Origin of the sequence: Nocardia sp. NPDC049149 (genome assembly GCF_043197455.1) — a bacterium.
In the GTDB taxonomy this organism is placed as follows: Bacteria; Actinomycetota; Actinomycetes; order Mycobacteriales; family Mycobacteriaceae; genus Nocardia.
In genome coordinates this window covers 307,099-333,160 of record NZ_JBICTD010000007.1, presented here as the reverse complement: position 1 = coordinate 333,160, position 26,062 = coordinate 307,099, and the positions used below count along the sequence as shown (strand labels likewise).

General features: G+C 67.2%; 26 protein-coding genes and 2 tRNA genes. 19 read left to right on the top strand and 9 right to left on the bottom strand.

What is annotated here, in order from left to right; translation table 11 throughout:
- Positions 1–16 precede the first annotated feature (16 nt).
- Positions 17–1,021 (bottom strand): LacI family DNA-binding transcriptional regulator, encoded by a 1,005-nt coding sequence (locus ACGFNJ_RS29175; protein ID WP_393454988.1) that lies wholly within the window; start codon positions 1,019–1,021, stop codon positions 17–19.
- Between the two features lie 262 nt (positions 1,022–1,283).
- On the opposite strand from ACGFNJ_RS29175, the gene ACGFNJ_RS29170 reads away from it, so the two are divergent.
- The 10 genes from ACGFNJ_RS29170 to ACGFNJ_RS29125 all read left to right on the top strand — a co-directional run bounded on the left by ACGFNJ_RS29170 (position 1,284) and on the right by ACGFNJ_RS29125 (position 10,772).
- On the top strand, positions 1,284–2,180 hold the full coding sequence (locus ACGFNJ_RS29170; protein ID WP_393454986.1) for a TIM barrel protein: 897 nt from the start codon (positions 1,284–1,286) through the stop codon (positions 2,178–2,180).
- A 19-nt stretch (positions 2,181–2,199) separates the two neighbouring features.
- A complete protein-coding gene (locus ACGFNJ_RS29165; RefSeq protein ID WP_393454983.1) occupies positions 2,200–3,192 on the top strand; it encodes a sugar ABC transporter substrate-binding protein in 993 nt (330 codons plus the stop codon).
- 17 nt (positions 3,193–3,209) lie between these two features.
- Positions 3,210–4,262, top strand: a complete 1,053-nt coding sequence (locus ACGFNJ_RS29160) for an ABC transporter permease (protein WP_393454980.1) — start codon at positions 3,210–3,212, stop codon at positions 4,260–4,262.
- Entirely contained in the window at positions 4,259–5,089 is an 831-nt protein-coding gene (locus ACGFNJ_RS29155; RefSeq protein WP_393454977.1) for an ATP-binding cassette domain-containing protein, read from the top strand. Before ACGFNJ_RS29160 ends, ACGFNJ_RS29155 begins: the two co-directional genes overlap by 4 nt.
- Before the next feature lie 61 nt (positions 5,090–5,150).
- On the top strand, positions 5,151–6,089 hold the full coding sequence (gene iolC, locus ACGFNJ_RS29150; RefSeq protein WP_393454974.1) for a 5-dehydro-2-deoxygluconokinase: 939 nt from the start codon (positions 5,151–5,153) through the stop codon (positions 6,087–6,089).
- Between the two features lie 73 nt (positions 6,090–6,162).
- The gene (locus tag ACGFNJ_RS29145; RefSeq protein WP_393454971.1) at positions 6,163–7,071 is read left to right on the top strand and encodes an aldolase; all 909 of its coding nucleotides are present in this window, start codon (positions 6,163–6,165) and stop codon (positions 7,069–7,071) included.
- Between the two features lie 31 nt (positions 7,072–7,102).
- On the top strand, positions 7,103–7,990 hold the full coding sequence (iolB, locus tag ACGFNJ_RS29140; RefSeq protein WP_393454968.1) for a 5-deoxy-glucuronate isomerase: 888 nt from the start codon (positions 7,103–7,105) through the stop codon (positions 7,988–7,990).
- Complete coding sequence (gene iolD / locus ACGFNJ_RS29135; protein ID WP_393454965.1) at positions 7,987–9,834, top strand: 3D-(3,5/4)-trihydroxycyclohexane-1,2-dione acylhydrolase (decyclizing); 1,848 nt, start codon at positions 7,987–7,989, stop codon at positions 9,832–9,834. The genes iolB and iolD overlap by 4 nt, the downstream gene beginning before the upstream one ends.
- A gap of 108 nt (positions 9,835–9,942) precedes the next feature.
- Positions 9,943–10,425: a putative immunity protein gene (locus ACGFNJ_RS29130; protein ID WP_393454962.1), complete on the top strand. Its 483-nt coding sequence runs from the start codon at positions 9,943–9,945 to the stop codon at positions 10,423–10,425.
- A 143-nt stretch (positions 10,426–10,568) separates the two neighbouring features.
- On the top strand, positions 10,569–10,772 hold the full coding sequence (locus ACGFNJ_RS29125; protein WP_040708909.1) for a cold-shock protein: 204 nt from the start codon (positions 10,569–10,571) through the stop codon (positions 10,770–10,772).
- A 71-nt stretch (positions 10,773–10,843) separates the two neighbouring features.
- Here the strand turns inward: ACGFNJ_RS29125 and ACGFNJ_RS29120 are convergent, their stop codons facing one another.
- Positions 10,844–11,536 (bottom strand): dihydrofolate reductase family protein, encoded by a 693-nt coding sequence (locus ACGFNJ_RS29120; protein ID WP_393454958.1) that lies wholly within the window; start codon positions 11,534–11,536, stop codon positions 10,844–10,846.
- Between the two features lie 69 nt (positions 11,537–11,605).
- Here ACGFNJ_RS29120 and ACGFNJ_RS29115 point away from each other — a divergent pair, with 69 nt between their 5' ends.
- Positions 11,606–12,097, top strand: a complete 492-nt coding sequence (locus tag ACGFNJ_RS29115; protein ID WP_393454955.1) for a winged helix-turn-helix transcriptional regulator — start codon at positions 11,606–11,608, stop codon at positions 12,095–12,097.
- 7 nt (positions 12,098–12,104) lie between these two features.
- Here the strand turns inward: ACGFNJ_RS29115 and ACGFNJ_RS29110 are convergent, their stop codons facing one another.
- Together ACGFNJ_RS29110 and ACGFNJ_RS29105 are read right to left on the bottom strand one after the other, a co-directional pair.
- Positions 12,105–12,905: a DNA polymerase beta superfamily protein gene (locus ACGFNJ_RS29110; protein ID WP_393454952.1), complete on the bottom strand. Its 801-nt coding sequence runs from the start codon at positions 12,903–12,905 to the stop codon at positions 12,105–12,107.
- Positions 12,906–12,954: 49 nt separating this feature from the next.
- On the bottom strand, positions 12,955–14,157 hold the full coding sequence (locus ACGFNJ_RS29105; protein ID WP_393454949.1) for an MFS transporter: 1,203 nt from the start codon (positions 14,155–14,157) through the stop codon (positions 12,955–12,957).
- Positions 14,158–14,245: 88 nt separating this feature from the next.
- Here ACGFNJ_RS29105 and ACGFNJ_RS29100 point away from each other — a divergent pair, with 88 nt between their 5' ends.
- The 4 genes from ACGFNJ_RS29100 to ACGFNJ_RS29085 all read left to right on the top strand — a co-directional run bounded on the left by ACGFNJ_RS29100 (position 14,246) and on the right by ACGFNJ_RS29085 (position 18,640).
- Positions 14,246–15,133, top strand: coding sequence for a LysR family transcriptional regulator (locus ACGFNJ_RS29100; protein WP_393454946.1), 888 nt, complete (start codon positions 14,246–14,248; stop codon positions 15,131–15,133).
- A gap of 388 nt (positions 15,134–15,521) precedes the next feature.
- The gene (locus ACGFNJ_RS29095) at positions 15,522–15,734 is read left to right on the top strand and encodes a hypothetical protein (RefSeq protein ID WP_393454943.1); all 213 of its coding nucleotides are present in this window, start codon (positions 15,522–15,524) and stop codon (positions 15,732–15,734) included.
- Between the two features lie 242 nt (positions 15,735–15,976).
- A complete protein-coding gene (gene serA / locus ACGFNJ_RS29090; RefSeq protein ID WP_393454940.1) occupies positions 15,977–17,572 on the top strand; it encodes a phosphoglycerate dehydrogenase in 1,596 nt (531 codons plus the stop codon).
- A gap of 60 nt (positions 17,573–17,632) precedes the next feature.
- Positions 17,633–18,640: a 3-isopropylmalate dehydrogenase gene (locus ACGFNJ_RS29085; RefSeq protein WP_393454937.1), complete on the top strand. Its 1,008-nt coding sequence runs from the start codon at positions 17,633–17,635 to the stop codon at positions 18,638–18,640.
- A gap of 95 nt (positions 18,641–18,735) precedes the next feature.
- Here ACGFNJ_RS29085 and ACGFNJ_RS29080 read toward each other — a convergent pair whose 3' ends face one another.
- Both ACGFNJ_RS29080 and ACGFNJ_RS29075 read right to left on the bottom strand, forming a co-directional pair.
- A complete protein-coding gene (locus ACGFNJ_RS29080) occupies positions 18,736–19,344 on the bottom strand; it encodes a TetR/AcrR family transcriptional regulator (protein ID WP_393454934.1) in 609 nt (202 codons plus the stop codon).
- A gap of 346 nt (positions 19,345–19,690) precedes the next feature.
- Positions 19,691–20,875, bottom strand: a complete 1,185-nt coding sequence (locus tag ACGFNJ_RS29075; protein ID WP_393454931.1) for an MFS transporter — start codon at positions 20,873–20,875, stop codon at positions 19,691–19,693.
- A 204-nt stretch (positions 20,876–21,079) separates the two neighbouring features.
- Here ACGFNJ_RS29075 and ACGFNJ_RS29070 point away from each other — a divergent pair, with 204 nt between their 5' ends.
- The 4 genes from ACGFNJ_RS29070 to ACGFNJ_RS29055 all read left to right on the top strand — a co-directional run bounded on the left by ACGFNJ_RS29070 (position 21,080) and on the right by ACGFNJ_RS29055 (position 23,803).
- The gene (locus ACGFNJ_RS29070; protein ID WP_393454928.1) at positions 21,080–21,856 is read left to right on the top strand and encodes a fumarylacetoacetate hydrolase family protein; all 777 of its coding nucleotides are present in this window, start codon (positions 21,080–21,082) and stop codon (positions 21,854–21,856) included.
- Positions 21,857–21,903: 47 nt separating this feature from the next.
- Positions 21,904–23,376, top strand: coding sequence for a glutamate--tRNA ligase (gltX, locus tag ACGFNJ_RS29065; RefSeq protein ID WP_393454925.1), 1,473 nt, complete (start codon positions 21,904–21,906; stop codon positions 23,374–23,376).
- 136 nt (positions 23,377–23,512) lie between these two features.
- Positions 23,513–23,584 (top strand) — tRNA-Gln (locus ACGFNJ_RS29060).
- Positions 23,585–23,730: 146 nt separating this feature from the next.
- Positions 23,731–23,803: transfer RNA gene (locus ACGFNJ_RS29055), tRNA-Glu, on the top strand.
- Positions 23,804–24,431: 628 nt separating this feature from the next.
- On the opposite strand, the gene ACGFNJ_RS29050 is transcribed toward ACGFNJ_RS29055, so the two are convergent.
- From ACGFNJ_RS29050 to ACGFNJ_RS29040, 3 genes are all read right to left on the bottom strand, one after another.
- Positions 24,432–24,629, bottom strand: a complete 198-nt coding sequence (locus ACGFNJ_RS29050; RefSeq protein ID WP_393454922.1) for a DUF5302 domain-containing protein — start codon at positions 24,627–24,629, stop codon at positions 24,432–24,434.
- A gap of 170 nt (positions 24,630–24,799) precedes the next feature.
- Positions 24,800–25,300 carry a pyridoxamine 5'-phosphate oxidase family protein gene (locus tag ACGFNJ_RS29045; RefSeq protein WP_393454919.1) on the bottom strand — a complete coding sequence of 167 codons (501 nt, stop codon included), beginning with the start codon at positions 25,298–25,300 and terminating at the stop codon, positions 24,800–24,802.
- Positions 25,301–25,333: 33 nt separating this feature from the next.
- Positions 25,334–26,035, bottom strand: a complete 702-nt coding sequence (locus tag ACGFNJ_RS29040; protein WP_069163853.1) for an IclR family transcriptional regulator — start codon at positions 26,033–26,035, stop codon at positions 25,334–25,336.
- Positions 26,036–26,062: the final 27 nt, after the last annotated feature.

Below are 26,062 nucleotides of genomic sequence, written 5' to 3'. Positions count from 1 at the left end.
TTTCACGCGTGCGCGGTCAGTTGCGCGGGGCGCCGGTCGTCGCGCGGACGACGAGGGAAGGTTCGAGGCGGCGCCGGATGGGGTCGGTGCGGTCTTCGCGGAGGCGTTCGACCAGTGCGTCGATGGCCAAGCGGCCCATCTGGATTCGGGGCTGGTCGATGGTGGTGAGGGAGACATGGCGTAGGGCGGCCAGTGAGGTGTTGTCGTAGCCGACTATCGAAACGTCTTCCGGTACGCGCAGACCCGCTTCTTCCAGTGCGGACATGGCGCCGACGGCGTTGAAGTCGTTGCCGCATACCAGGGCGGTGGGGAAGTTGTCGCGGGTGAAGAGGTTGAGGAGCTTCTGCACCGCGGCCATGCCTGCGGAGTCGGTGTGCTCGCTCGGGATGATCATGGGCTCCAACGAGTGTCGCTCCATGGCGGCCCGGTAGCCCTTGCGGCGGGGTGCGGAGGTGAAGGCGGCGCCGCCGTCGAGGTGCACGATGCGCCGGTGGCCGAGGGACACCAGGTGGTCGACGGCCAGGCCTGCGCCGACTTCGCCGTCGTCGTTGACGGTGTCGACCTCGGCGATCGTGGACGACCGGGAGACCAGCACGACCGGAGCCTGTTGTGCCGCATCGCGAATCGCGGCGGCGGGCAGGATCGGGGAGAGCAGGATGACGCCGCCGGGGCGGAACGACAGCAGGCTTTCCAAGGCGGTGCGTTCACGGGCGGCGCTGCGGCGGCCGGTGTTGAGGATGAGTTCGAGGCCGGATTCCTGTGCGGCCGTGTCCATTCCCTCGACGACGTCGGCGAAGAAGGCGTTGCGCAGGTCGGAGACCATGACACCGACGATGTTGGAGGTTCGGCTGGCCAGCGAGCGCGCCATGATGTCCGGCTGGTAGCCCAGGTCTTTGGCGGCTTCGAGCACGGCGCGGCGGCGATGGTCGCTCACCTTGGGTGAGTTGCGCATGACGAGGGAGACGAGGGCGCGGGAGACGCCTGCGCGTTCGGCGACGTCTTCCATGGTCGGTCGCGCCATGTCGCCTCCGTTCCGCGTTTGTTGATCCGTGCCGTGTCGGACGTTACAAGGTTGGCGCGCGCTAATCAATAGAGCGCTCTAATCAGACATTGTCCCGATGGGAGTTTCCGAAGTTTTGCCTGGAAAACGGCATATTACCTGGTAGTAGCCATATCTCCAGCAAAGGACAACCTCTTGACACACTATGACCCACGTTACATAGTTGGAGCGCTCCAATCGCTTGGAGCGCTCCAACTCGACATCGAAGGTCGGAGAAGTCCCGATGACCGAACCGCTCTACCCGCTCCGCATCGCGGCCGCACCAATCTCCTGGGGAGTCTGCGAAGTTCCCGGCTGGGGTCACGTACTCGACGCACACACCGTGCTGTCGGAGATGGCCGCGCTCGGCCTCTCCGCGACCGAGCTCGGACCGCCCGGCTATCTGCCGCGCGATCCGGACGAGTTGCGCGCGCTGTTGGGGACATTCGGGATCAGCTCGGTGGGCGGCTTCCTGGCGATGGTGCTGCATGCCGAGCCGGAAGCCGCGCTGGCCGAAGCGAAAGCGGCCGCCGCGCTGTACGCCGCGACCGGCGGCGATGTGCTGGTGCTTGCGGCCGCCACCGGACTTGCCGGATATGACGCGCGCCCACCACTCAGTGACACCGAGTGGCGCACCCTGATCGACACCGCGGCCGCGATCCGCGATATCGCCGAGGCGTACGGCTTGCGCACGGTGCTGCACCCGCATGTCGGCACGCAGGTGGAGAGCGAGGCGGAAGTCGAACGCTTCCTTGCCGATTCGGATCTCGACCTCTGCTTGGACACCGGACACCTGCTGATCGGCGGCACCGACCCGGTGCGGCTGGCCGAGCGACACTCCACCCGGATCGGGCACGTCCATCTCAAGGACGTGCGCAGCGCGCTCGCCGACGAAGTACGCGGCGGCACGCTGGAATACAGCGAGGCGGTGCGCCGCGGGCTGTATGTGCCGCTCGGCGAGGGTGATGTGGACATCGCCGCGCTGGTTCGGTGTATGAACGCCGCAGGCTACCGCGGATGGTATGTGATGGAGCAGGACACCGCACTGCAGCCAACCGACTCGGCAGAGTTGCCGAGTCGCAATACCGAACGCAGCCTGCGTCACCTGGCGGGTCTCGCACCGGCCGCCGCACGAAACTAGTTGGGAAGTGATGACAACGATGTCTCTTCGACCTCAACGCGGGACACGGTGGCGTCGGCTGCTGCCGTGGCTCGCCGTTGCCGCCGTCCTCGCCGCGTGTAGCGGGCCGGGAGCGGACGCGCCCGCACCGACGGAATCCCCGGTTGCCGCAGGCAAATTGAGCTCAGTCGCGGTCGTGACGCACGGCAGCCCTGGCGACGCCTTCTGGAACGTGGTCAAGAACGGCGCCGAGGCGGCGGGCAAGGACCTCGGCGTCCGGGTCGAGTACAACTCGTCCGGCGATCCCGGCCAGCAGGCGAAGCTGATCGACAACGCGGTGGCGCAGGGCGTCGACGGGCTTGTCGTCTCGATGGCCAACCCGGACGCGCTGCGGGTGTCGATCGAAAAGGCGATCAGGGCGGGCATTCCGGTGGTGACCATCAACTCCGGCGAGGACGAGAGCGTCAAGCTGCACGCCGTCGGCCACGTGGGACAGAGCGAGGGACTCGCCGGTCAGGCCGCGGGCAAGCGGCTCGCCGAGGCGAAGAAGACCAAGATGCTCTGCGTCATCCACGAAGCCGGCAACATCGGCGCCAACCAGCGCTGCGAAGGCGCGAGTAAGGCTTTCGGCAACGCGACCACGCTGCAGGTGGACATCAACAACCCGACCGACGCCCAGTCCAGGATCAAGGGCGCCTTGGAAGCCGACCGTTCCATCGACGCGGTGCTCACCCTCAACTCACAGGTCGCGGCGCGAGCCGTGGACGCCGTGCAGGAATCCCGTTCCGCCGCAACGGTCGCGACCTTCGACCTCAATACGGATGTCGTCGACGCCATCCGCGCGGGCAAGCTGCTGTTCGCGGTCGACCAGCAGCAGTACCAGCAGGGCTATCTGCCGGTGGTGCTGTTGCAGGCCTATCGGACGAACCTGAACACCGTCGGTGGTGGCATGCCGGTGCAGACAGGTCCGGCCTTCGTCGACAAGAGCACCGTCGATGCCGTCGCCGCGCTCGTCGCGCAGGGCACGCGCTGAGGTCAGGAGTGGATGAAATGACTGTTACCACAAAGACATCCGAGGCCACGCCGGCCGCGCAGCCGGAAGGGCCGACGCTGTGGCAGCGCATGGTCGTCCGGCCGGAGATCGGTGCCGCGCTCGGCGCGCTGCTCGTGTTCGTGTTCTTCTCGATCATCACCGACCGCTTCCTGAGCCCGCTCGGCGTCGCGACGTGGCTGGACGATTCGTCCACGCTCGGCATCATGGCGGTCGCGGTGGCACTGCTGATGATCGGCGGTGAATTCGATCTGTCGGCCGGCGTGATGACCGCGTCGACCGCGCTGGTCACCGCGCTGCTCGCGGTGCACGCGGGCTGGAACGTCTGGTTCGCGCTGCTGGCCTCGCTGGTGCTCGCGCTGGCGGTCGGCGCGTTCAACGGGTGGCTCGTGATGCGCACGGGCTTGCCGAGTTTCATCGTCACGCTCGGCACTTTTCTTGCGCTGCAAGGCCTGAACCTCGGCGTCACCCGCCTGGTCACCGGAACCGTTCAGGTGTCGGGCATTCGGAGCGCGGACGGCTACAACTCGGCAGGCTGGGTGTTCGCCTCGACGTTGAACATCGGTGACGCCCGGATCCAGGCTTCGGTCATCTGGTGGATCGTGTTGACGATCATCGCGGCGATCGTGCTGGTGCGCACCAGGTTCGGCAACTGGATCTTCGCGGTGGGCGGCGCGCTGCCGAACGCGCGTGCCGTCGGCGTGCCAGCGGACCGGACGAAGATCGTGCTCTTCATGACCACGGCCTTCGCCGGTTGGGTCGTCGGCTCCTGCGGCATCCTCCGGTTCACCAGCGTGCAGGCGAATCAGGGTGTCGGACTGGAGCTGCACTACATCATCGCCGCCGTCGTCGGTGGCTGCCTGCTGACCGGCGGCTTCGGGTCGGCGATCGGCGCGGCGATCGGTGCGCTGATCTTCGGCATGGCACGGCAGGGCATCGTGTTCGCGCGCTGGGACAGCGACTGGTTCATGCTGTTCCTCGGCGTGCTGCTGCTCGCTGCGGTGCTGGTCAACAACAGATTCCAGAAGCGAGCCGAAAGGGTACGCCGATGAGTACAGCGTCGCAGAGCGATTCGACGAGTGGCGGCCAGGCGGGTGGACCAACTCCACTCATCGAGGCCATCGGCGTCGGCAAGAGCTACGGCGGAGTCATTGCGCTGCAAGACGTGTCGACCGTGGTCAACGCCGGCCAGGTCACCTGCATCCTCGGCGACAACGGCGCGGGCAAGTCGACCCTCATCAAGATCTTGGCGGGCGTGCACCAGCACGACCGCGGTGACCTGAAGATCGATGGCCAGTCGGTCCGATTGTCCTCGCCGCGTGCGGCTTTGGACCACGGCATCGCGACGGTCTATCAAGACCTGGCGGTGGTGCCGCTGATGAGTGTCTGGCGCAACTTCGTGCTCGGCTCGGAGCCGACGGTCGGCTTCGGACCGCTGCGCCTGCTCGACCGCACCAAGGGCCGCGAGATCGCCCGACAAGGGTTGGTGGACATGGGCATCGAGCTCCGCGACATGGAGCAGCCGGTCGGCACGCTGTCCGGCGGCCAGCGCCAGTGCGTCGCCATCGCGCGTGCGGTGCACTACGGCGCCAAGGTGCTGATCTTGGACGAGCCGACCGCCGCACTCGGCGTGAAGCAGGCCGGGGTGGTGCTGAAATATGTGGTGCAGGCGCGTGATCGCGGCCTCGGGGTCATCCTGATCACCCACAACCCACACCACGCCTTCCCGGTCGGTGACCGTTTCCTGTTGCTCAAGCGCGGCACGATGCTCGGTTCGTATGAGAAGTCGGAGATCGACCTGCCGGAGCTCACCAGGCAGATGGCGGGCGGCGCCGAGCTCGACGCGTTGCAGCATGAGCTACAGCGGGTGGTGTCGTGATCGGCTCCCGCGCAAGAACTCTCCGACGATCAAGCCCGTGGAAGCGACGAGAGGCGTTGCGATGACCGACGTGGAAGCGCTGACGATCGGCCGGGTCGGTGTTGATCTGTACCCGCAGCAGAGCGGCGTCGGGCTTGCCGAGGTTCAGTCGTTCGCGAAATCCCTCGGCGGCACCGCAACCAATGTCGCGGTGGCGGCGGCCCGGCTCGGCCGCCGCAGCGCGGTGCTGACCAAGGTCGGGCCGGACGGCTTCGGCGACTACGTGCGAACAGCGTTGGCGGACTTCGGTGTCGACGCGCAGTTCGTGACCACTGCGCCGGATCTGCTGACGCCGGTGGTCTTCTGTGAGCTGAACCCACCCGCCGATCCGCCACTGCTGTTCTACCGGGCGCCGATCGCACCCGACCTCACCCTCACCGAGGACGAGGTCCCGTGGGATCTGGTGGATGCGGTTCCGCTGCTGTGGGTTACGGGCACGGGGGTGAGCGCCGAGCCGGGCCGCGCCACCCAGCGAACCATCCTCGAACGCCGGGCCAGGCGCGGACACACCGTGCTCGATCTCGACTACCGGCCGATGTTCTGGCCGGATGTCGAGACCGCCCGCGCCGAGATCGGCTGGATGGTCGATCACGTCAACGTCGTCGTCGGCAACCGCACCGAGGTCCAAGTAGCCGTCGGCACCGCCGATCCCGACGCGGCCGCCGATCGGCTGCTGGCGCGCGGTGTGCGCCTCGCGGTGATCAAGCGCGGCGCCGAGGGTGTCCTCGTCGCCACCGAATACGAACGCTGGACGGTCCCGCCGTGCCGAGTCGACGTGGTCTGCGGGCTCGGCGCCGGTGACGGTTTCGGCGGCGCACTGATCCACGGCCTGCTGTCGGACTGGGAGCCGCATCGCATCGCCACTTACGCCAATGCCGCAGGCGCGCTGGTGGCGTCCCGGCTGGCCTGTGCAGACGCGATGCCGACGGATGCCGAGATCGAGGAATTGCTGTGTCGCTGAAGCGAAGAGCGAACGCGAAACTGGAGGAGCTGGTGCAGGTGGAGGAGCTGGTGCAATGGGAGGAGCTGGTGCAATGGGAGGCACAGCGGTGTATTTGACCGACGAACGCTGGCGTGAACTGCTACGTGTCCGCGCGACGGACCCTGCGGCGGTCGAGCGGGCATACGCGAAACGCGTGCGCCGCCCGAACCTGTTGGCGGACAAGGAGACCCTGTTCCTGGTCGCCGCGGACCACCCGGCCCGCGGCGCCCTCGGCGTCGGCTCCGACCTGACCGCGATGGCGGACCGTCGCACCCTGCTGGAGCGGCTGCTGATCGCGCTGGCCCACCCGGACGTGGACGGCGTACTCGGCTCACCCGACGTGGTCGAGGAACTGCTGCTGCTGGACGCGCTGGACGACAAGGTCGTCATCGGCTCGATGAACCGCGGCGGCCTGGCAGGCGCCGAATGGGAGATCGACGACCGCTTCACCGGCTACGACGCGGACTCGCTCGCCCGCTTCCGCCTGGACGGCGGCAAAATGCTGCTGCGCCTGGTCGATTCCGACGCAGGCACGGTCCCGACCCTGCAGGCCTGCGCGCAAGCGGTCTCCGAACTCGCGGCGAACGGCTTGATGGCGATGGTCGAGCCGTTGCCGTATCACCGCGACGAATCCGGCACCTTGGTCATGAGCAAGGATGCGCCGTCGCTGTCACGCGCCATCACGGTGGCGTCCGGCCTGGGTGTCACCTCTGCCTACACGTGGCTGAAAATCCCAGCCCCACAAGATGTTTCCGTCCTCGACGCGACGACCCTGCCGGTCGTGGTGCTCGGCGGTGCCCCCTCTGGCGACCCGACAGCCGACCTTGCGTTCTGGGACGGCGCCCTCGGCCACGAGGTGGTTCGCGGTTTGGTCGTCGGCCGCACCCTGCTCTATCCGCCGGACGGCGACGTCGCCGCCGCAGTGGATGCTGCGGCCACAATGCTGAGCGAGGCTCGATGAGCTGCCACGCGCCGGCCCAGGACGGGGCCCGATGAAACTGCACCGACCACACGGAACCCTTAGCGAGCACGACGATCCGATTCGGCTCACCCCGGAGGACGCGGGCTGGACCTACACCGGCCTGCGGGTACTGACCCTGCGGGCCGGAACAACCCGGACCATCCACACCGGCGAGTTCGAAGCCTTCGTCCTGCCCCTCGCCGGCGCATGCACGGTCCGCGTGGACGGCATGACCTTCGAATTGTCCGGCCGGGACTCGGTATTCACCCGCGTCACCGACTTCGCCTACGTCCCCCGCGACGCCGAGGTCGAGCTCACTGCGACCGGTGACCTGGAACTCGCACTCCCCATGGCCCGCTGCACGAACCGCCTCGCGCCCAAATACGGCCCCGCCGACCAGGTTCCGGTCGACACCCGAGGTGCGGGCCGAGCCACCCGCCAGGTCACCAACTTCGGCGTCCCCGGTGTCTGGGACCACGCCGACAAACTCAATGCCTGCGAGCTGATCACCCCGGACGGCAACTGGTCGTCCTACCCGCCGCACAAGCACGACACGGCGAGCGACTGCGAGGTCGTCAACGAGGAGATCTACTACTTCCGTATCGCGGGCCGCGACGGAATCACCCCGTCCCGCGAGGGTTTCGGCATGCACCGGACCTACACCGCCGACGGCGCGCTCGACGAGAACGTCGCGGTGCGCGACGGCGACGTCTTCCTGGTCCCGCAGGGCTATCACGGGCCGTGCATCGCCGCGCCGGGCTATCCGATGTACTACCTGAACGTGCTGGCGGGCCCCGCGCCGGAGCGCTCGATGGCCTTCTGCGACGACCCGGCGCACAGCTGGGTGCGCGGCAGCTGGGACGACGAAACTCCCGATCCGCGTTGCCCGGTCACCAATCACGAAGGACGGATCGGATGAAACTCACCGCGGCGCAGGCGCTGGTGGCTTGGCTGATCGCCCAGCGCTCGGAGACCATCGACGGCCGCGAAGTGCCGTTGTTCCCTGCTGTTTTCGGCATCTTCGGGCATGGCAACGTGCTCGGTCTCGGCACCGCCCTGCAGGAGCGGCGCGACGAGATCCCGGTCTGGCGTGGGCATACCGAGCAGGGCATGGCCTTGGCCGCCGTCGGGTACGCGAAGGCGACTCATCGACGACAGGTCGGCGTCGCCACCTCCTCGATCGGCCCCGGCGCGCTGAACATGGTGACCGCCGCCGGCGTCGCACACGCGAATCGCCTTCCGCTGCTGCTGCTTCCGGGTGACACCTTCACCACCCGCGCCCCCGATCCGGTGCTCCAGCAGGTGGAGCATTTCGGTGACGCGACCGCGACAGTCAACGACGCCTTCCGCGCGGTGAGCCGCTACTTCGACCGAATCACCCGGCCAGAACAGCTGATTTCCACACTCCCGCAAGCAGTTCGAGTGCTCACCGATCCGGCCGAGGCGGGCCCGGTGACCCTCGCCCTGCCGCAGGACGTGCAGGCCGAGACCTACGATTTCCCGGACGCGCTGTTCGAACCGGTAGTCCACCGCGTCCTGCGCCCCAGGCCGGACAAACGTTCACTCGAAGACGCCGCCGCGGCACTACGCACCTCCACCAGGCCGCTGCTGGTGCTCGGCGGCGGCGTCCGCTACTCCGGCGCGGGCCGGACGGCTTTGGAATTCGCGGAACGCCACGGCATTCCGGTTGTCGAGACCACCGCGGGCCGCACCTTGGTTCCGCACGAACACCCGCTCAACGCGGGCCCGCTCGGCGTCACGGGCTCGACGTCGGCGAACGTGATGGCCGCCGAAGCCGACCTGGTGCTCGCGGTCGGCACCCGACTGCAAGACTTCACCACGGCCTCGTGGACCGTCTTTCCCGCCGACGTTCGCCTGATCACCGTCAACACCGCGCGATTCGACGCGGTCAAGCACGGCGCTCTTGCGATAGTCGGCGACGCGGACGCGACGATCCGCGACCTGACCGACCACCTCCCGCCGTGGCGCGCCGACGCCGAATGGACCGCCCGCGCCTCGGCCCAGCGCAGCACCTGGGACGCGCACATCGACAAACTGCGCGCCCACACCCCGGGCACTCCCACCTACGCCCAGGTCGTCGGCATCGTCAATGACCTCAGCGGGCCGAACGACTATGTGATGACCGCGTCGGGCGGCATGCCCGGCGAACTCGTCGGCGGCTGGCGCGCCACCGGTGGCACGCCGACCATGGACGTCGAATACGGATTCTCCTGCATGGGTTATGAACTCGCAGGCGCCTGGGGCGCGGCCATGGCCCATACCGACGGCCTGGTCACCACGATGCTCGGCGACGGCTCGTATCTGATGCTGAACTCCGAACTGTTCTCGGCCGCCTTCGCCGGTCACCCGTTTGTCGCGGTGGTCTGCGACAACGACGGCTACGCGGTGATCGCGCGCCTGCAAGAAGGCCAAGGCGGTGCGCCGTTCAACAACTTCTACGCCGACTGCCGCACCACCCACGCCGAGCCGCCGCGGGTGGACTTCGCCGCCAATGCCCGCGCACTGGGCTGCGCCGTCGTCACCGCCACCGACCTCGACGAGGTGCGCGAGGCCTACGCCCGCGCGCGGGACCTCGCGGTCCGCGAGTCCCGGCCTGCCGTGCTGGTGGTGCGCACCCAGCCGTCGTCCTGGACGGAGGCGGGCGCCTGGTGGGAGGTCGGCGTCCCCGCACACCTGTCCGGCCGCACCGGCTACGACGAGGCGAAGCCGCGACAGGTGCGCTACCTCGGGCGGGAACTTTGACAGAAAACCACTGCTGCGCGTCCCGCCGGAAAGTCGTAGGATGACTTAGTGCGCTGGTAGCGATGGCCATGCGGCACAAGCCAACTGGTAGCGGTCGAGCGACAGCGAGTGCTCGCCGAGAAGGAGAACGCCCGTGCGGACCGAGGCGATCAGAGCGGTCCGGTGACCACCGACCACGGCGATCACGCCGCGCTCGCGCTGTGGGCGGCCGCCTGCGCGGAGCACGTGCTTGCGCTGTTCGAACGCGACCGGCCCGACGACACACGACCGCGCACGGCGATCGAGGCTGTCCGGGCCTGGGCTCATGGCGCGCTGAGCGTGGGGGAAGCGCGGATGGCGGCCTTCGACGCACACGAGTCGGCTCGGTTGGGAAAGGACGCGAGCGCCTATGCCGCGCGCTCGGCCGGGCACGCGGCGGCCACCGCCCATCTTTGCGCGCACGCCGTGCATGCGGCGACCTATGCGGTGAAGGCGGCGCAGGCCTATTCGTCGGAGGGGGAGCGCGAGCGCGCTTGGCAAGAATCTCAGCTGTCTGAGCGTCTGTTTCGGGTGGTTTTCCCGGATCAGCGCCTGTCAGAGCATGGGAGGTGAGGTTCGAAGGCCCTGACAAGCGTTGGCTTGCTCACAGTTGGCGGGGCTTTTGGTGGCTGAATTCGTCGGATCATGGCATCGTTGATCTACGAGACCAGGGCATTCCATTTGCCAGAATCTGGCTCGTCTACAGAAGGTATGAAATGGCTCAGGGTGTAGTTAAGTGGTTCAACAGCGAGAAGGGCTTCGGCTTCATCGCGCAAGACGGCGGAGGCCCCGACGTCTTCGTGCACTACTCGGCCGTTAGCGGCTCGGGTTTCCGGTCCCTCGACGAGGGGCAGCGCGTGGAGTTCGAGATCGGCCAGGGTCAGAAGGGCCCGCAGGCGCAGGACGTCCGCGTCCTCTGATCTGATCGCTCCCAAGCTTTCTTGGAAAGCCCCACACCGGCATGGTGCGGGGCTTTTCCCGTTTTCGGGGACTATGCGGTGCGGGTGAAGCGCAGGTGGGTGACCGCGGGGGAGCGGACCACCGACGAGATCGTGTAGCCGGGCAGCGTGCCGAGGTCGTCGTAGAGGCGGGCGCCGCCGCCGAGCAGAAGTGGCACGACAGCCAGGTGCATCTCGTCCACCAATCCCGCACGCAGAAACTGCCGCACCGTGGCCGAGCCGCCGCCGAGCCGGACATCCTTGCCGTCTGCGGCCTTGAATGCCTGCTGCAGCACCGCCTCTGGAGTGTCGTTCACGAAATGAAACGTGGTGCCGCCCTGCATCGGCAGTGACGGCCGCTCGTGGTGGGTCAGCACGAACGTGTCGTGGTGGTACGGCGGGTTGTCGCCCCACCAGCCCTGCCATTCCTCGTCCTGCCACGGCCCACGGATCGGCCCGAACATGTTGCGGCCCATGATGGTTGCGCCGATCCCGACGTCACCCGCGGCCATGAAGTCGTCGTCTACGCCGGTGACACCGCCCTCGGTGCCCACGTATCCGTGCCAGGTCTTCGTCGCGAAACACCACTCGTGCAAGCTTTCACCGCCTTCGCCGAGCGGGTTGTCGGGACCTTGGTTCGGGCCTGCGATGTAGCCGTCCAGCGAGATCGACAGGTTTCGGACGATGAGCTTCGGCTTGATGGCGCCTTTCTCTCTACTGCTTGCATTTTGCAATCGCTTGCGCATCAGATTAGAGGCAACTGGTTGTATATTGCAAGCAGTAGGCGGAAGTTTCTCGCGACGAAGGAGCGGTGGATGCGCGACCATGGACGTTCGGGTTGCCCGATCAACGCGACGATCGAGGTGATCGGCGATCGGTGGACCCTGCTGGTGCTGCGTGACGTGATGTTCGGCAATCACCGCTACTTCCGTGAGCTGCTCGCCGGCTCGGAAGAGGGGATCGCCACGAACATCCTGTCCGACCGGCTCAAGCGGCTGGTCGCGGCCGGACTGCTGAGCAGGGAAGACACCAGGCCCGGCCAAAAGGCGGAGTACCGGCTGACCGAGCCTGCCATTCAGCTGGTGCCGATCATGGCGGCGCTCGGTTCGTGGGGGCTGCGGCATCGGCCGACCACCACCCGGCTGCGGGTGCGGGCAGAGTTGCTCGAGGCGGGCGGACCAGCATTGTGGGCGGAGTTCATGGACGAACTCCGCGAGTCCCACCTCGGCATCCCCCGCACCGACCCGGATCGGCCGACGGCCACTGAACAGTTGGCGCAGGCCTATGCGGCGGCCGTCGCCGAGTGACCAGGGCCTAGCCGGCCTCGTTACGGAAGAACTCCGCTGTCCGTGCCCTCGCGTAGGCCAGGTCTGGCTCGGCCGTCTTCGGGAAAGCGTCTGCGGCCATGGCGAATTCGGCCTTCAGGAACGTGACGATCGGGGCAGGTACTGTCCCGCTGCCCATTTCGCGGGTCCGCGACTTGAGCTCGGTCAACTCGGCAACGGCCGCAACGAGATCCGAGGGCAGCTCGCACTGGGCAAGCAGCGTCGGCAGGTGCATCGGGGCAACCGCAACACCGGGATGCTCCCGCAGCCAGCGCAAAGCCATCGCAGGACGCAGCGAATAGAACACCTTCTTCAGTGATCGGTTGCGGTCGAACAACTCCCACTGCTTCGCGCCGAGATGCAGGTAGTGCCGCGCCACCCGGTTGCGGTCGGCGACCTCATCGGCCAACGCGCGCAGGTCATCTCGGAACCGCGGGTCGCCGCGGTACACGATCGGCGACATCAGCCACTCGATGAGCACGGCGTTGCCGGCGACCAGCAGCCGCAACGCCTTGGCGAGGTCCCAGCCGTTGACGTCGAGCAGGCCGGTCAACGGCGTCTCGATCACGTCGCGGGTGCGCCAGGGCGACAGGTAGGTGTCCAGGCTCGCGACGTAGACGAACCGGCAGTCGTAGTCCGAGTCGGGTGACGGGAAACCCCAAGCCCGGCTGCCGCTTTCGATGGCGAGCCGCACCGAGACGCGCTCTTCTCGTTCGATCCGATCCAGCTCGTCGTCGATGGACCCGACCACGGTCGGGTCCATCGAGGCGGGGATGGCGCGCAGGGACATGACGGCGATGCTATGCGCCCGAAGTGCCTCGCCGCATCCCGTTTTCGGCCTATCCGCGCTGTTCAGGTGCGCGGCCGAAGGCGCCGACGGCCAGCGCGATCAGCACGAGCGCGCCGCCGAGCCACATCGCCGAGGTGACGCCGAACGCGTCCGCCGTGCGCCCACCGAACAACGCGCCCACCGCGATCGCGGCGTTGAAGACACCCGCATAGAGCGAGGACGCGCCCTCACGCGCATCGGGCGCGGCGACGAACACCCAATTCTGCGTGGTCACCGAGACGCCGCCGTAGGACAGGCCCCACACCACCATCAACGTCACCGCCAGCCAGAGGGAACCACCGAGCGCCGGAATCAGCAGCACGGCAACGGCCAACGGCGCGCTGATCGTCAACAGCGTCCGGCGCGGGTTACGCACTGCCAGCGAGCCCGCACCGAAATTGCCGAGGACACCGGCGATTCCGTACACCAGCAGCACGGTGCCGATGGTGCTCGCGCCGACGCCGGTCACCTTCTCCAGTAGCGGACGGATGTAGGTGTAGGCGGCGAAGTGCCCGGTCACCAGGAACGCGACCACTAGCAACGCGGTGCGGAACCGGGGTTCCCGCGTCAATCCGAGTACCGCGCGCAGCGGTGCGGCCCGCGTGGCGCTCAGTGTCGGCAGCAACGCCGCGAGTGCGATCAGCACCACCAGCGCGAGGCCGGCCGCGATGAGAAATGCGGCACGCCACCCGACGAGCGCGCCGATGTATGTCCCCGCGGGAATGCCGATCACCGAGGCCACCGCGACGCCGCTGAACACCAGTGCGGTGGCGGCGCCGACCGACTTCGCAGGCACCAGCCGCGCCGCCAGGCTCGGCGCGATCGCCCACACCCCGCCGATCCCGACGCCGACCAGCACCCTGGCCCCCATCATCACGGCGAAGTTCGGCGCCCACGCCGCGCCGAGATTGCCGAGGATCAACACCGCGAGCAGCCCGCACAACACGATCCTGCGGTCGGTGCGCCCCAGCGCGGCAGTGAGCAGCGGCGCGGAGAGCGCCGCGACCAGCCCGGCGACCGTCATGGACAGCCCTGCGGCGCCCTCGGTGACCCGCAACGCGTCGCTGATCGGCGTGAGCAACCCGACCGGCAGCATCTCCGAGGTGACGACCGTGAATGTTGCCCCCGTCACAGCACCGACGCCCAGCCATCCGCGCAGCGCCGAACCCTGTTCTGCCGGTGGAGTATCCGTGATTGCGCGCACCTGAGTCATGACTCCAGCCAAGTGATCGACGAGCCCGGAAACAACGGCGAAGCTCTCATCGTTCTATGAGCTGGACTCATCGACGGTGGAGGAAGCAATGGGCAGCCTTGAGGTGCGTGAGCTGGAGGCATTCCTCGTGCTGGCGGAGGAGCTGCACTTCGGGCGCGCCGGCGAACGGCTGTTCGTGTCGCAGAGCCGGGTGAGCCAATTGCTGAGTGCGTTGGAGCGGCGGGTCGGTGGTCGGCTCGTCGAACGGTCCAGTCGCAAGGTCGCGCTCACGCCGCTCGGCCAGGACTTCGTGGCGAAGTTGGAACCGGCGTATGCGGCGCTGCGCGCAACGGTGGACGGCGTGCGGGCCGCCGCGCGCGGGATGGACGGTGCGCTGCGCGTCGGTGTGCAGGGTGCGCCGAGCCGGTTGCTGACCGACGCCTGTCTGCAGTTCGATCGCCGATTCCCCTACAGCACTGCGGAATTGGTCGAGATTCCGCTGTCCGATCCGTTCGGTCCCGTGCATCGCGGCGAGGTCGACATCGTGGTCGTGCTGCTGCCGATGGGGGAGAGCGATCTCGTACTGGGACAGGTCTTTTCGGAGCAGCCACAGCTGCTCGCGGTGCACAGCTCGCATCCGCTGGCGCGGCGGGCCAGCGTGTCGCCGGAGGACCTCGCCGAGGTCTCGTTGATCGGCGTGCGCGGGCCTGCACCCGAGTACTGGCGGCGGGCACAGGCACTCGACGTGACCCCCGGCGGCCTGCCGATCTCGGCGGGGCCTGGCATCGGCACGCTGGAGGAAGGGATCGGGTTGGTCGCGGCCGATCGGGGCGCGATGCTGCTGTGCCATCCGACCGCCCACTTCCATGAGCGGCCCGAGGTCACCTTCGTCCCGGTGACCGGGCTTGCGCACTCGCGGCTCGGCTTGGTGTGGCATCGCAACCGGGAGACCGCACAGGTGCGTGCGTTCTCGCAGGCGGTCGCCGCGGTCGCTTGACCGCTCATGCTTGGAATGGTGGGCGCTATTGTCCGCCAGCTTTCTCGCCGCCTGAACTACTGGTTATTCGGCGATTGACCGGGGTATTCATGTATCTCACCGGTGGTTTCTTCCTGGCGATGTTATGAGGAATTCGAGCGCTCTCGGCCGCGTTATCGAGTCCTGTCCCATACGTCTCATATGCCCGGATCTGAGCAGTGTCGGAACATTCTCTCAACGTGCCCTCAAGCATTTCTTAGGCGATCTTTATGTTTGCCGAGTGGACACCTTGCGCACGTGGCCTGTGAGTGCGAACGCGATGGTCAAGACCTCGACTCTCAGGGCTTATGCACCAAATGGTCATCTGACCAGGTGTTCTTCGTGATGTGACTGTAACCTGCGTCACTAAATGGCGGAATTTCGTAACCGCTTTTGTTCGACCGCCGATGTGCCTTGTGTCAGCCAGTACGACTGGATTGTCTTTCAACGAAGAGGTATTTCAATGATCCCCGTTATCATCGACACCGGCAGCGCTGCCTTCAACGGCTTCCTGGACACCTTCGGTGCCGCTCTCCACGGAATCGTCAACACCCTGTGGACGGGATCCTTCGGCGGCCGCTGAATTAACGTGATGGTCGATTGATCGACCGGGATTCGCGCCGACCGCGCGCGATCCGGAGAGGGCCCCGCACCCGAGTGGTGTGGGGCCCTCCGCGTCGGCGGGGGTCGCGCTCGGCACGCCGGACGCGCCCGATCCGACGCGACTGACGACGCCCGCCTACCGGGTGGTAGGTAGCGCCGAAATCGCGCCCACTAAGCTGATCGGCGGTAATTACCGACCCCTTTCCCCAGGAGTACTCCACAGTGAGCCAAGGCCGTCCTGTTGTCCTGATCGCCGACAAGCTTGCCCAGTCGACCGTCGACGCGCTCGGTGACGGAGTCGAGGTTCGGTGGGTCGACGGTCCCGACCGTCCGGCTCTGCTCGCCGCCGTGCCCGACGCCGACGCACTACTCGTGCGCTCCGCGACAACGGTGGATGCCGAGGTCCTGGAAGCAGGCAAGAACCTGAAGATCGTTGCGAGGGCAGGCGTCGGCCTCGACAACGTCGATGTGCCCGCGGCCACCGAGCGCGGCGTCATGGTCGTCAACGCGCCGACCTCCAACATCCACACCGCCGCCGAGCACGCCGTCACGCTGCTGCTCGCCGCCGCGCGCCAGATCCCGGCCGCCGACGCCACCCTGCGTGAACACACCTGGCAGCGCAGCAAGTTCAACGGTGTCGAGATCTTCGGCAAGACCGTCGGCGTCGTCGGCCTCGGCCGCATCGGCCAGCTGTTCGCCGCGCGCCTCGCCGCCTTCGAAACCAAGATCGTCGCGTACGACCCCTACGTGTCGCCCGCCCGCGCCGCACAGCTCGGCATCGAGCTGCTCTCCCTCGACGAACTGCTCGAGCGCGCCGACCTGATCTCGGTGCACCTGCCGAAAACGCCGGAGACCAAGGGCATCATCGGCAAAGAAGCCATCGCCAAGACCAAGCCCGGCGTCATCATCGTCAACGCCGCGCGCGGCGGACTCGTCGACGAGCAGGCGCTGGCCGACGCCATCACCTCCGGCCACGTGCGCGCCGCAGGCCTCGACGTGTTCGAGACCGAACCGTGCACCGACAGCCCGCTTTTCGAGCTGCCGCAGGTCGTGGTGACCCCGCACCTCGGCGCGTCCACCGCCGAGGCGCAGGACCGGGCGGGCACCGACGTCGCCAAGTCCGTATTGCTCGCGCTCGCCGGTGAATTCGTGCCGGGCGCGGTGAACGTCACCGGCGGCAGCGTCGACGACGACGTCGCCCCGTGGTTGGACATCGTGCGCAAGCAGGGTGCGCTGCTCGGTGCGCTGTCCAACGAGCTGCCGGTCAGCGTCGAGGTGCTGGTGCGCGGCGAGCTGGCCGCGCACGACGTTGCGGTGCTGGAACTTTCGGCGCTGCGCGGCGTGTTCTCCGCGCTGGTCGAGGACCAGGTCACCTTCGTGAACGCCCCCGCGCTCGCCAAGGACCGCGGCATCGCCGCCACTGTGAACACCGCGCCGGAGAGCCCGAGCCACCGCAGCGTCGTCGACCTGCGCGCCGTGTTCGGTGACGGCCGCACCCTGAATGTGGCAGGCACGCTCACCGAGCCGTCGCAGGTGCAGAAGATCGTCAACATCAACGGCCGCAACTACGACATGCGCGCCGAGGGCGTGAACGTCGCCGTGCTGAACTACGAGGACAAGCCCGGCGCGCTCGGCAAGATCGGCACCAAGCTCGGTGAGGTCGGGATCGACATCCTTGCCGCCCAGCTGAGCCAGGATGTCGACAAGGAAGGCGCGACGGTGATCCTGCGCGTCAACCGCGACGTCCCCGCCGACGTGCAGTCCGCGCTCGCCGAATCCGTCGGTGCCGCCAAGGTTGTCGTCGTCGACCTGTTCTGATCGCGTTCGCCGGATGCGACCCGGTCGGGCGCATCCGGCGTTGAACAACGGAGCATCGCAATGAAGCTTGCTGTCATCCCCGGCGACGGTATCGGGCCCGAGGTCATCGCCGAGGCGCTCAAGGTGCTCGACGTGGTCGTGCCCGGCGTCGCGAAGACGGAGTACGACCTCGGCGCCAAGCGCTATCACGCGACCGGCGAGATCCTGCCGGAATCCGTGCTGCCGGAGCTGAAGCAGCACGACGCGATCCTGCTCGGCGCGATCGGTGATCCGTCGGTGCCGAGCGGTGTGCTCGAGCGCGGGCTGCTGCTGCGCACCAGGTTCGCGCTGGATCATCACGTGAATCTGCGGCCGTCCAAGCTGTTTCCCGGCGTCGTCAGCCCGCTGGCAGGCACCCCGGACATCGACTTCGTGGTGGTTCGTGAAGGCACCGAGGGTCCCTACACCGGCACCGGTGGCGCGATCCGGGTCGAGACCCCGCACGAGGTGGCGACCGAGGTCAGCACCAACACCCGCTTCGGCATCGAGCGGGTGGTGCGCTACGCCTTCGCGAAGGCGCAGGCGCGGCGCAAGCACCTGACGTTGGTGCACAAGACCAATGTGCTCACCTTCGCCGGTTCGTTGTGGCAGCGCACCGTCGACGAGGTCGCCGCCGAATTCCCGGATGTGGCAACGGCTTACCAGCACATCGATGCGGCGACCATCCATATGGTGAACGATCCGGGCCGGTTCGACGTGATCGTCACCGACAACCTGTTCGGCGACATCATCACCGACCTCGCCGCCGCCGTCAGCGGTGGTATCGGCCTGGCCGCCAGCGGGAACATCGATGCGTCGGGCGTCAACCCGAGCATGTTCGAGCCGGTGCATGGCAGTGCCCCCGATATCGCGGGTCAGTCCAAGGCGGATCCGACCGCCGCGATTCTCTCGGTCTCGTTGCTGCTCAACCATCTCGGCAACGCCGAGGCCGCCGGCCGTATCGAGTCCGCCGTCGCGAAGGACCTCGCCGCTCGCTCGGGCGCCGCGTCGACGGTGGAGGTCGGCGACCGCATCGCCGCCATCGTCTGACCTGATTTACTCGACAAGCCCCGTGTCCGACGGTTGTTCGGATACGGGGCTTGCACGTTTTTTCGCGAAAGCTGGTGTGCTGCTGGGCAGGCGGGTCAGGCCTTGCCGCGTTGGCGAATCGGTCGCTGGGTGATGCCGACGGCGCGGCGGACGAAAGTCACTGTCTCCGGGACGATGTCGGCGTCGGCGTGGCCGGAATCGATGCGGTCGATGGCGCGACCGAGTGCGCCGTCGATCAGATCGGCGGTCAGCTCGGGGTTCGGCGTGCCGAGATCGTTGAGCGCCGCGCGTAACGGGGCGGCCAGATCGTGGTGTGCGTGGGCGAGGTCGCGCCGGGCGGACTCGTCGCGCGGAAGGGTGCTGCCGAGGACTGCGATGCGGTGGGCGCCGGAGGCGGCCAGCGCCAGGGTGGTTCGCACATAGGCCTCGACGCGGCCGGCGGGCGTTTCGGCGCGTTCGACCGTATCGTGGACGCGCTCACCCCAATCCGCCAACGCGTCGGCCACGATCCTGGCCAGGATTTCGTCGCCGGACCGGAAGTACTTGTAGACGCTGCTGCGTGCGAGTCCTGCGGCGGCACCGACCAATGCGGGCGTCACCGCGTGCGGGCCGTTCTGGAGCAACACCATTCGCGCAGCATCGAGTAGGGCGCGCTCCTGGTTCGCGCGGTGTTGGGCGACAGTCGGCGCGTCGATCCTCGGCATCGCACTCCTGGTATTGATAGCAACTTGCTTTCTCTACGGTAGCACTTGGCGACGTGATGTCGCTAAATACGACATCGGTACCGGGGGTACTGCGGTATCAACGAGCGCGAGGGAGTGCTGGTTCAATTCGGCATCGCGGGTCGGCGACATCGCGGTGTGCGGCGGGCCGAACCGGTCGGTCGAGTGAAAGATGTTGTCCCCGAGGTGCTCCCGGCGCTTCCGATGCTGGTCGCGGCATGCTTCCGAACAGTGACCGATCGGGCGTGCTGCCGAAAGGTGCGTTTTGCGACAAATCGGTGCCCGCCCCGGCGGTGGGGGCGGACACCAATCCGTCAGGGCTGGACGGCTATTCGCTGCGTCGACCGGTCGGCACCAGCGGGACTGCGGCCACCGCAAGCCCCGCTGCCACGAGATACGCGGCGGCGAAACCGCTTGTGGCAATGAGTGCTCCGAACGCGGGCGGCACCGCGGCCATTGCCAGATTCTGGCCGGTGTTCTGGATGCCGAGGCCGCGGCCGCTCCAGTACGGCCCGGCGAGCTCGGCGACCGCGGTGAAGGCGAGACCGTTGTCGGAGACCGTGATCACCGACGCGGCGACCAGCAATGGAATTGCCGCCCACCACATGTGGGCCCACGCTGTCAGCGCCAAGGCGGCCATCGACAGCACGGCGGCAATGGCGACCGTGCGCAACGGACCGAGCCTGCTGCCGACCCGGTCCGACCACGCGCCTGCGCCGATTCGTCCTGCGGCGCCCAAGATCTGGGTTCCGGTCACCAGAATCCCCGCGGCGGCCAACGACCAGCCGACGTCACGATGCAACCACAAGAGTGCGAAAGTCCACACCACGCCCTGCGGTATGACCAGCAGCACAGACACGGCGTGGATCCGCCACAGCGTGCCGTCGCCGCGATAAGGGTTGGCGCGCAACATCGCATCCGTGGTTGCCGTCGGCCGCGGTGGGTCGACGATCCCGATCAGACAGCCGATGGCGGCGAGGCCTGCCATCGCCGCAGGCACCAGAATGGCCGCGGGCACACCGTATGTCGCGGCGACGGCGGGCACGGCCAGCGCCGCGACGGCGACGCCGAGCGGCTGCGCGGTCTGCCGGATCCCCATCGCCAGCCCGCGTCGCTGTGGCGGGAACCAGCCGACGATGACGCGACCGCTCGCCCCGTTGGTGCTCGCCGCGCCGACGCCGCCGAGGAACAGCAGTGTGCCGAGGGCGATGTCGTTCGTGCTGGCTGCCGCCGCGGCACCCGCCGCGAGCATCAGCAGCGGCCCGCCGATCAGGACTTTTCGCTCGCCGATCCGATCGACCACGTAGCCCCACCCGATCAGCGTGCACACCAGCCCGACGGTCGGCATCGCCACCAGCAGACCCGCTGCCGCCAGTGACATCCCGCGATCGGTGAGTGCGGGCAACAGGAAGGCGACGCCGTGCACGAAGACCGCGCTCGCGGCTTGCGCGAAGACGCCGAGGCCGAGCATGGACCACCGTCGTACCTCGTGCATCTGCGTCACGGTGGTCATCGGCCTCACCTCGGAATCTCATTATATGGGATCCATATCCCAATGAATGAACAACGAGACTCACGCTACACCCTGCGAGTACGCGGATACTACGACCTGGTTGTCGGATCTCTCACCGCTGGCGGTAGTCGGCGGCATCGGCCGTACTGACCGCCCGGTCGGGCGCGTTCGAGCAGGTGGAAGCGGGTCGATAGACTGCCCGGCATGCGTCTAGGTCGAGTTGCCAGTCCCGATGGGGTCGCGTTCGTCAGCATCGAAGGGGAGGGAAGCGACAGCATCGCGAAGGAAATCGCGGAACATCCGTTCGGTACGCCGACGTTCACCGGGCGGAGCTGGCCGTTGGCCGATGTGCGCCTGCTCGCGCCGATCCTGGCGAGCAAGGTGGTCTGCATCGGCAAGAACTACGCGGCGCACGCAGCCGAAATGGGCGGGCCCGCACCGGAAGACCCGGTGATCTTCCTCAAGCCGAATACTTCGATCATCGGGCCGAACGCCCCGATCATCCTGCCGCCCAGCTCCTCTCAGGTCGACTACGAGGGCGAGCTCGCGGTGGTCATCGGCAGGCCGTGCAAGGACGTGCCCGCGGCCCGCGCGCTCGACGTGGTGCTCGGCTACACCGTCGCCAACGACGTGACCGCCCGCGACCAGCAGCGCCACGACGGGCAGTGGACGCGCGGCAAGGGCTACGACACCTTCTGTCCGCTCGGACCGTGGATCGAAACCTCCTTGGATCCATCGGATCTGGAGATCGTCACCGAGCTCGACAGCGAGGTGCGCCAGCGCAGCCGCACTTCACTTCTGCTGCACGACATTCCGAAGCTCATCGAGTGGGTCACCACCGTGATGACGCTGCTGCCCGGCGATGTCATCCTCACCGGAACGCCCGAGGGCGTCGGCCCGGTCCAGGCCGGACAGCAGGTGTCTGTGACCGTGGAGGGCATCGGAACCCTGATCAATCCTGTTGCCGCCAAACACCGCTAGTGACTGCTTGCAGGTCACTCGAAACGATCAGCTAGCGAAAGAGAGCCATGACTGAAGTACGGGTCCGCTTCTGCCCGTCACCGACCGGAACGCCGCACGTCGGCCTGATCCGGACGGCGCTGTTCAACTGGGCCTATGCCAGACACCACGGTGGAAAATTCGTCTTCCGCATCGAAGACACCGACGCGGCACGGGATTCCGAGGAGTCCTACCGCGCGCTGCTCGACGCGCTGCGCTGGCTCGGCCTCACCTGGGACGAGGGCCCCGAGGTCGGCGGCCCCTACGAGCCGTACCGCCAGTCGCTGCGCAAGGACCTGCATCTGGATGTCGTCCGGCGTTTGCTGGAGGCTGGCGAAGCCTACGAATCCTTCTCCACGCCTGAGGAAGTGGAAGCCAGGCACCGCGCCGCCGGACGGGATCCCAAGCTCGGCTACGACAACTATGACCGAGATCTCACCGCCGAGCAGATCGCGGCATACCGAGATGCCGGACGCCCCGCGGTGATTCGGCTCCGGATGCCCGACGAAGACCTCACCTGGCACGACCTCGTGCGCGGCGAGACCACCTTCAAGGCAGGTACGGTGCCCGACTTCGCGCTCACCCGCGGCACCGGCGATCCGCTGTATACGCTGGTAAACCCGGTCGACGACGCATTGATGAAGATCACCCATGTGTTGCGCGGCGAAGATCTGCTTTCCTCGACCCCGCGCCAGCTCGCACTGTATGCCGCGCTGCGCCGAATCGGTGTTGCGGACTTCACGCCGGAGTTCGGCCACCTGCCCTTCGTCATGGGCCAGGGCAACAAGAAGTTGTCCAAGCGCGATCCGGAGTCGAATCTGTTCGCGCATCGCGATCGCGGATTCATCCCTGAAGGTTTGCTGAATTACCTGGCACTACTCGGTTGGAGCATCGCCGACGACCACGACCTGTTCAGCATGGCGGAGATGGTCGCGGCGTTCGACATATCGAAAGTAAATTCGAATCCGGCCCGATTCGATCAGAAGAAGGCAGATGCCCTCAACGCGGAGCACATCCGATTGCTGGAGCCTGCCGATTTCAGCAACCGGCTGCGCGAGTACCTGACCGTACACGGACATATCGGCGCCGAAATCGATGACAAGGTGTTCGCCGCAGCGGCCGATCTGGTGCAGACTCGGATCGTCGTGTTGTCGGATGCCTGGGAACTGTTGCGTTTCTTGTTGGCGCCCGCCGAACAATTTGCGATCGACCCCACTGCGGGAGCAAAGAATCTCGGCGCAGACGCAACTCCGGTATTGCAATCCGCTATTACCGCGCTGGAGCCACTGACGCAGTGGTCCACCCCGGCCATCGAAGAAGCGCTCAAAACCGCGCTGATAGACGAACTAGGGCTCAAGCCGCGCAAGGCATTCGCGCCGGTGCGCGTCGCAGTGACCGGATCGCACATCAGCCCGCCACTGTACGAGTCGCTCGAACTACTCGGCCGCGACCTCACACTCGCGCGACTGCGCTCAGCGCAGGAGTGGACCGCGCAGCCCTGAAAACTGTCCACAGAGCGGAAAATATGGCTTTGACCAGGCGATTTGTAGTTAACCGGTAGCCGTTTGGTAGTCTTCTTCTCGGCCCGGAACGCGGCCTCACAGTCAGCCAGACTGCGAGGCTGAATCACCAGGTCATTGGGGTATGGTGTAATTGGCAACACAGCTGATTCTGGTTCAGCCATTCTAGGTTCGAGTCCTGGTACCCCAGCGGAGAATGTTGTCGAGATCGGTGCGCGGCCGAAATCAGAACAGCAACCGGCGATTTGGTTCGCCGGGCCTCGGCCGGTTAAGCTTGCCGAGCCTCCCGATCGAAAGATCACCAAGGTGCTCCTCGTGCCAACGAGAAGCAGTCCTGGCCCCGTCGTCTAGCGGCCTAGGACGCCGCCCTCTCAAGGCGGTAGCGCGGGTTCGAATCCCGTCGGGGCTACACAGAATGCAAGGCTCATGCTCATCGAGAGCATGAGCCTTGTTCTGTTTCGCAGTGTTTTGTGGGGGCGAAGCCCCACGCCCCACCCGGCGGGCTTCGCCCCCGGACCCCCGGGCTGCGGCGCTGCGCGCGCAGCGCGCGCGTCGCTAAGGGGCCGTAGGCCTCTCGTGGATGTAGACCTCCAAAATTGACTCGTGCAGCTCTTTTGATTGTCTGCTGTTGGCGGTCTCGCGCTGCAGGTTTACCACTGGCGTTCCGCAGTCGGTGATCTCGCGCTACAGGTTCACCGTTGGTGGTCTGGTGCTGCAGGTTCACCGCTGAAGGTCTAGCGCTGCAGGAACACCGCTGGAAGTCGAGTGCTGCAGGTCTGCCATTGAAGGTCTACCGCCGCAAGTGCGCCCATTGAAGGTCCGCCGCCGGCAGCTCACCGTTCGACGGTCCACCGCCGATCGTGAGCCGTTCCGGATCGCCCCCTGATCGCCCGCTGGCGATCCACTGTCCGCCGGCACGTCCCAACTAGTGGACACCGTCTCCCGCACCCCTCACAAGCCCGCTGAGCACCGGATTCGACCCACACACAGCGAAGGCCCCCCGGTCATCGACCGGAGGGCCTTTCTCGTCCGACGAGCTACCCGCTCTTGCGCCGGAACTCGCGCTTGTGGCTGGCGTTGCCGTGGGTTGCGGAGGCCTTGGAACGGCCGTCGAGGTGGTCGGCGGTTCGGGCGCTGTTCTGGTTCTTCCGCTCCAGCGCCTCCTTGAACTTGCGCTTCACCTCTTCGGCGCTCGAGGCTTCGGGACTGCCTGAGCCGTTGGAACTATCCGCCATCGCCTGCTCCTCGTCGTCGCGGCCGTGCGGCGCACGCCCTTGCGGGCGGCGGTGCCCGGCCGATTCGTGTCGAACGGTTCGACGTTAGTCGGCGCGGCGCGCGATGTCAGTTCGATATCGGTGCGCGTTCGCTTACTACCGAACTCGGGCAGGCTCGGTGTCGGAGCAGCTCAGTCGAGTGGGGCGGCGGTGGTTCCGCCGAGCGGGAGCTGGGGGAGGCCGAGCTTGCGGTGATCCCAGCTGCGGATCCGGTCGGGGACGACGCGGATGGCGGTGCGCTTGTGCAGCATGGTTTCGACCATCGGCCGGACTTCTTCGCTGTAGGGGCCGGTGTAGCGTTCCCACACGCTGACACCGACCGCGTACAGCTTGTCGGGGTCGTCGACGATTTCGGCGTGCCCTTCGATCGAGACGCCACGCAGCTGGTCGTAGGTCTGGCCTGCCTCGACCATGCAGGTGATGCGCGGGTCGCGGCGCAGGTTGACCGCTTTCTGCGATTTCGTCTTCGTCTCGAACCACAGTTCACCGTCGATGAGCGCGTACCACATGGCGGTCAGGTGCGGTGTGCCCTTGGCGCCGATGGTCGCCAGCGTCGCGATGCGGCTGCGTTCCAGGAACTCGGTGATCTCGGTGTCGGACATGACGATCTGTGCCCGTTGATTGACTCCCATTCGCTCACTCTAGAGAGTCGTTTCTAGAACGTGTTATAGGCGCTTGTGTAGCGCCTCCGCCGCCGCGACCAGGTCCGCCGCCCAGCGCGCTCCGGGCCTGCGGCCCATCCGGTCGATGGGTCCGGATACCGAGACGGCGGCGACAACGGTCCCGGTGGCGTCGCGGACGGGTGCGGACACGCTGGCCACGCCGGATGCCCGCTCTGCCGCGCTCTGGGCCCAGCCGCGCTTGCGCACCTCGGTCAGCGCGCGTTCGCCGAACACGGCGTCGGCGAGGATGGACCGCTGCAACTCGGGATCGGCCCAGGCGAGCAGGACTTTCGCGGCCGAACCCGCGGTCAACGGCAGCCGCGCGCCGACGGGCACGGTGTCGCGCAGCCCGACCGGTGGTTCGAGGGCCGCGATGCAGACCCGCGCATTGCCGTCCTGGCGGTACAGCTGGACGCTTTCGCCGGTGATCTCGCGTAGCCGGGGCAGGATCGCCGCCGCGGCCTCCAGCAGCGGATCTGTGGCGCCTGCGGCCAGCTCGGCGAGTGCCGGGCCCGGCCGCCACATGCCGCTGTTGTCGCGCGCCAACAGGCGATGCACTTCCAGGCCGACGGCGAGGCGATGCGCGGTCGCGCGGGGCAGCCCGGTGCGGGCGCACAAGTCGTTGAGACCGCAGGGGTGCTCGGCGACGGCGTACAACACCGCCACTGCTTTGTCGAGGACGCCGATGCCGCTATGCTGTCTCATAGAACGATACTAGCGTCTCGGATGTTG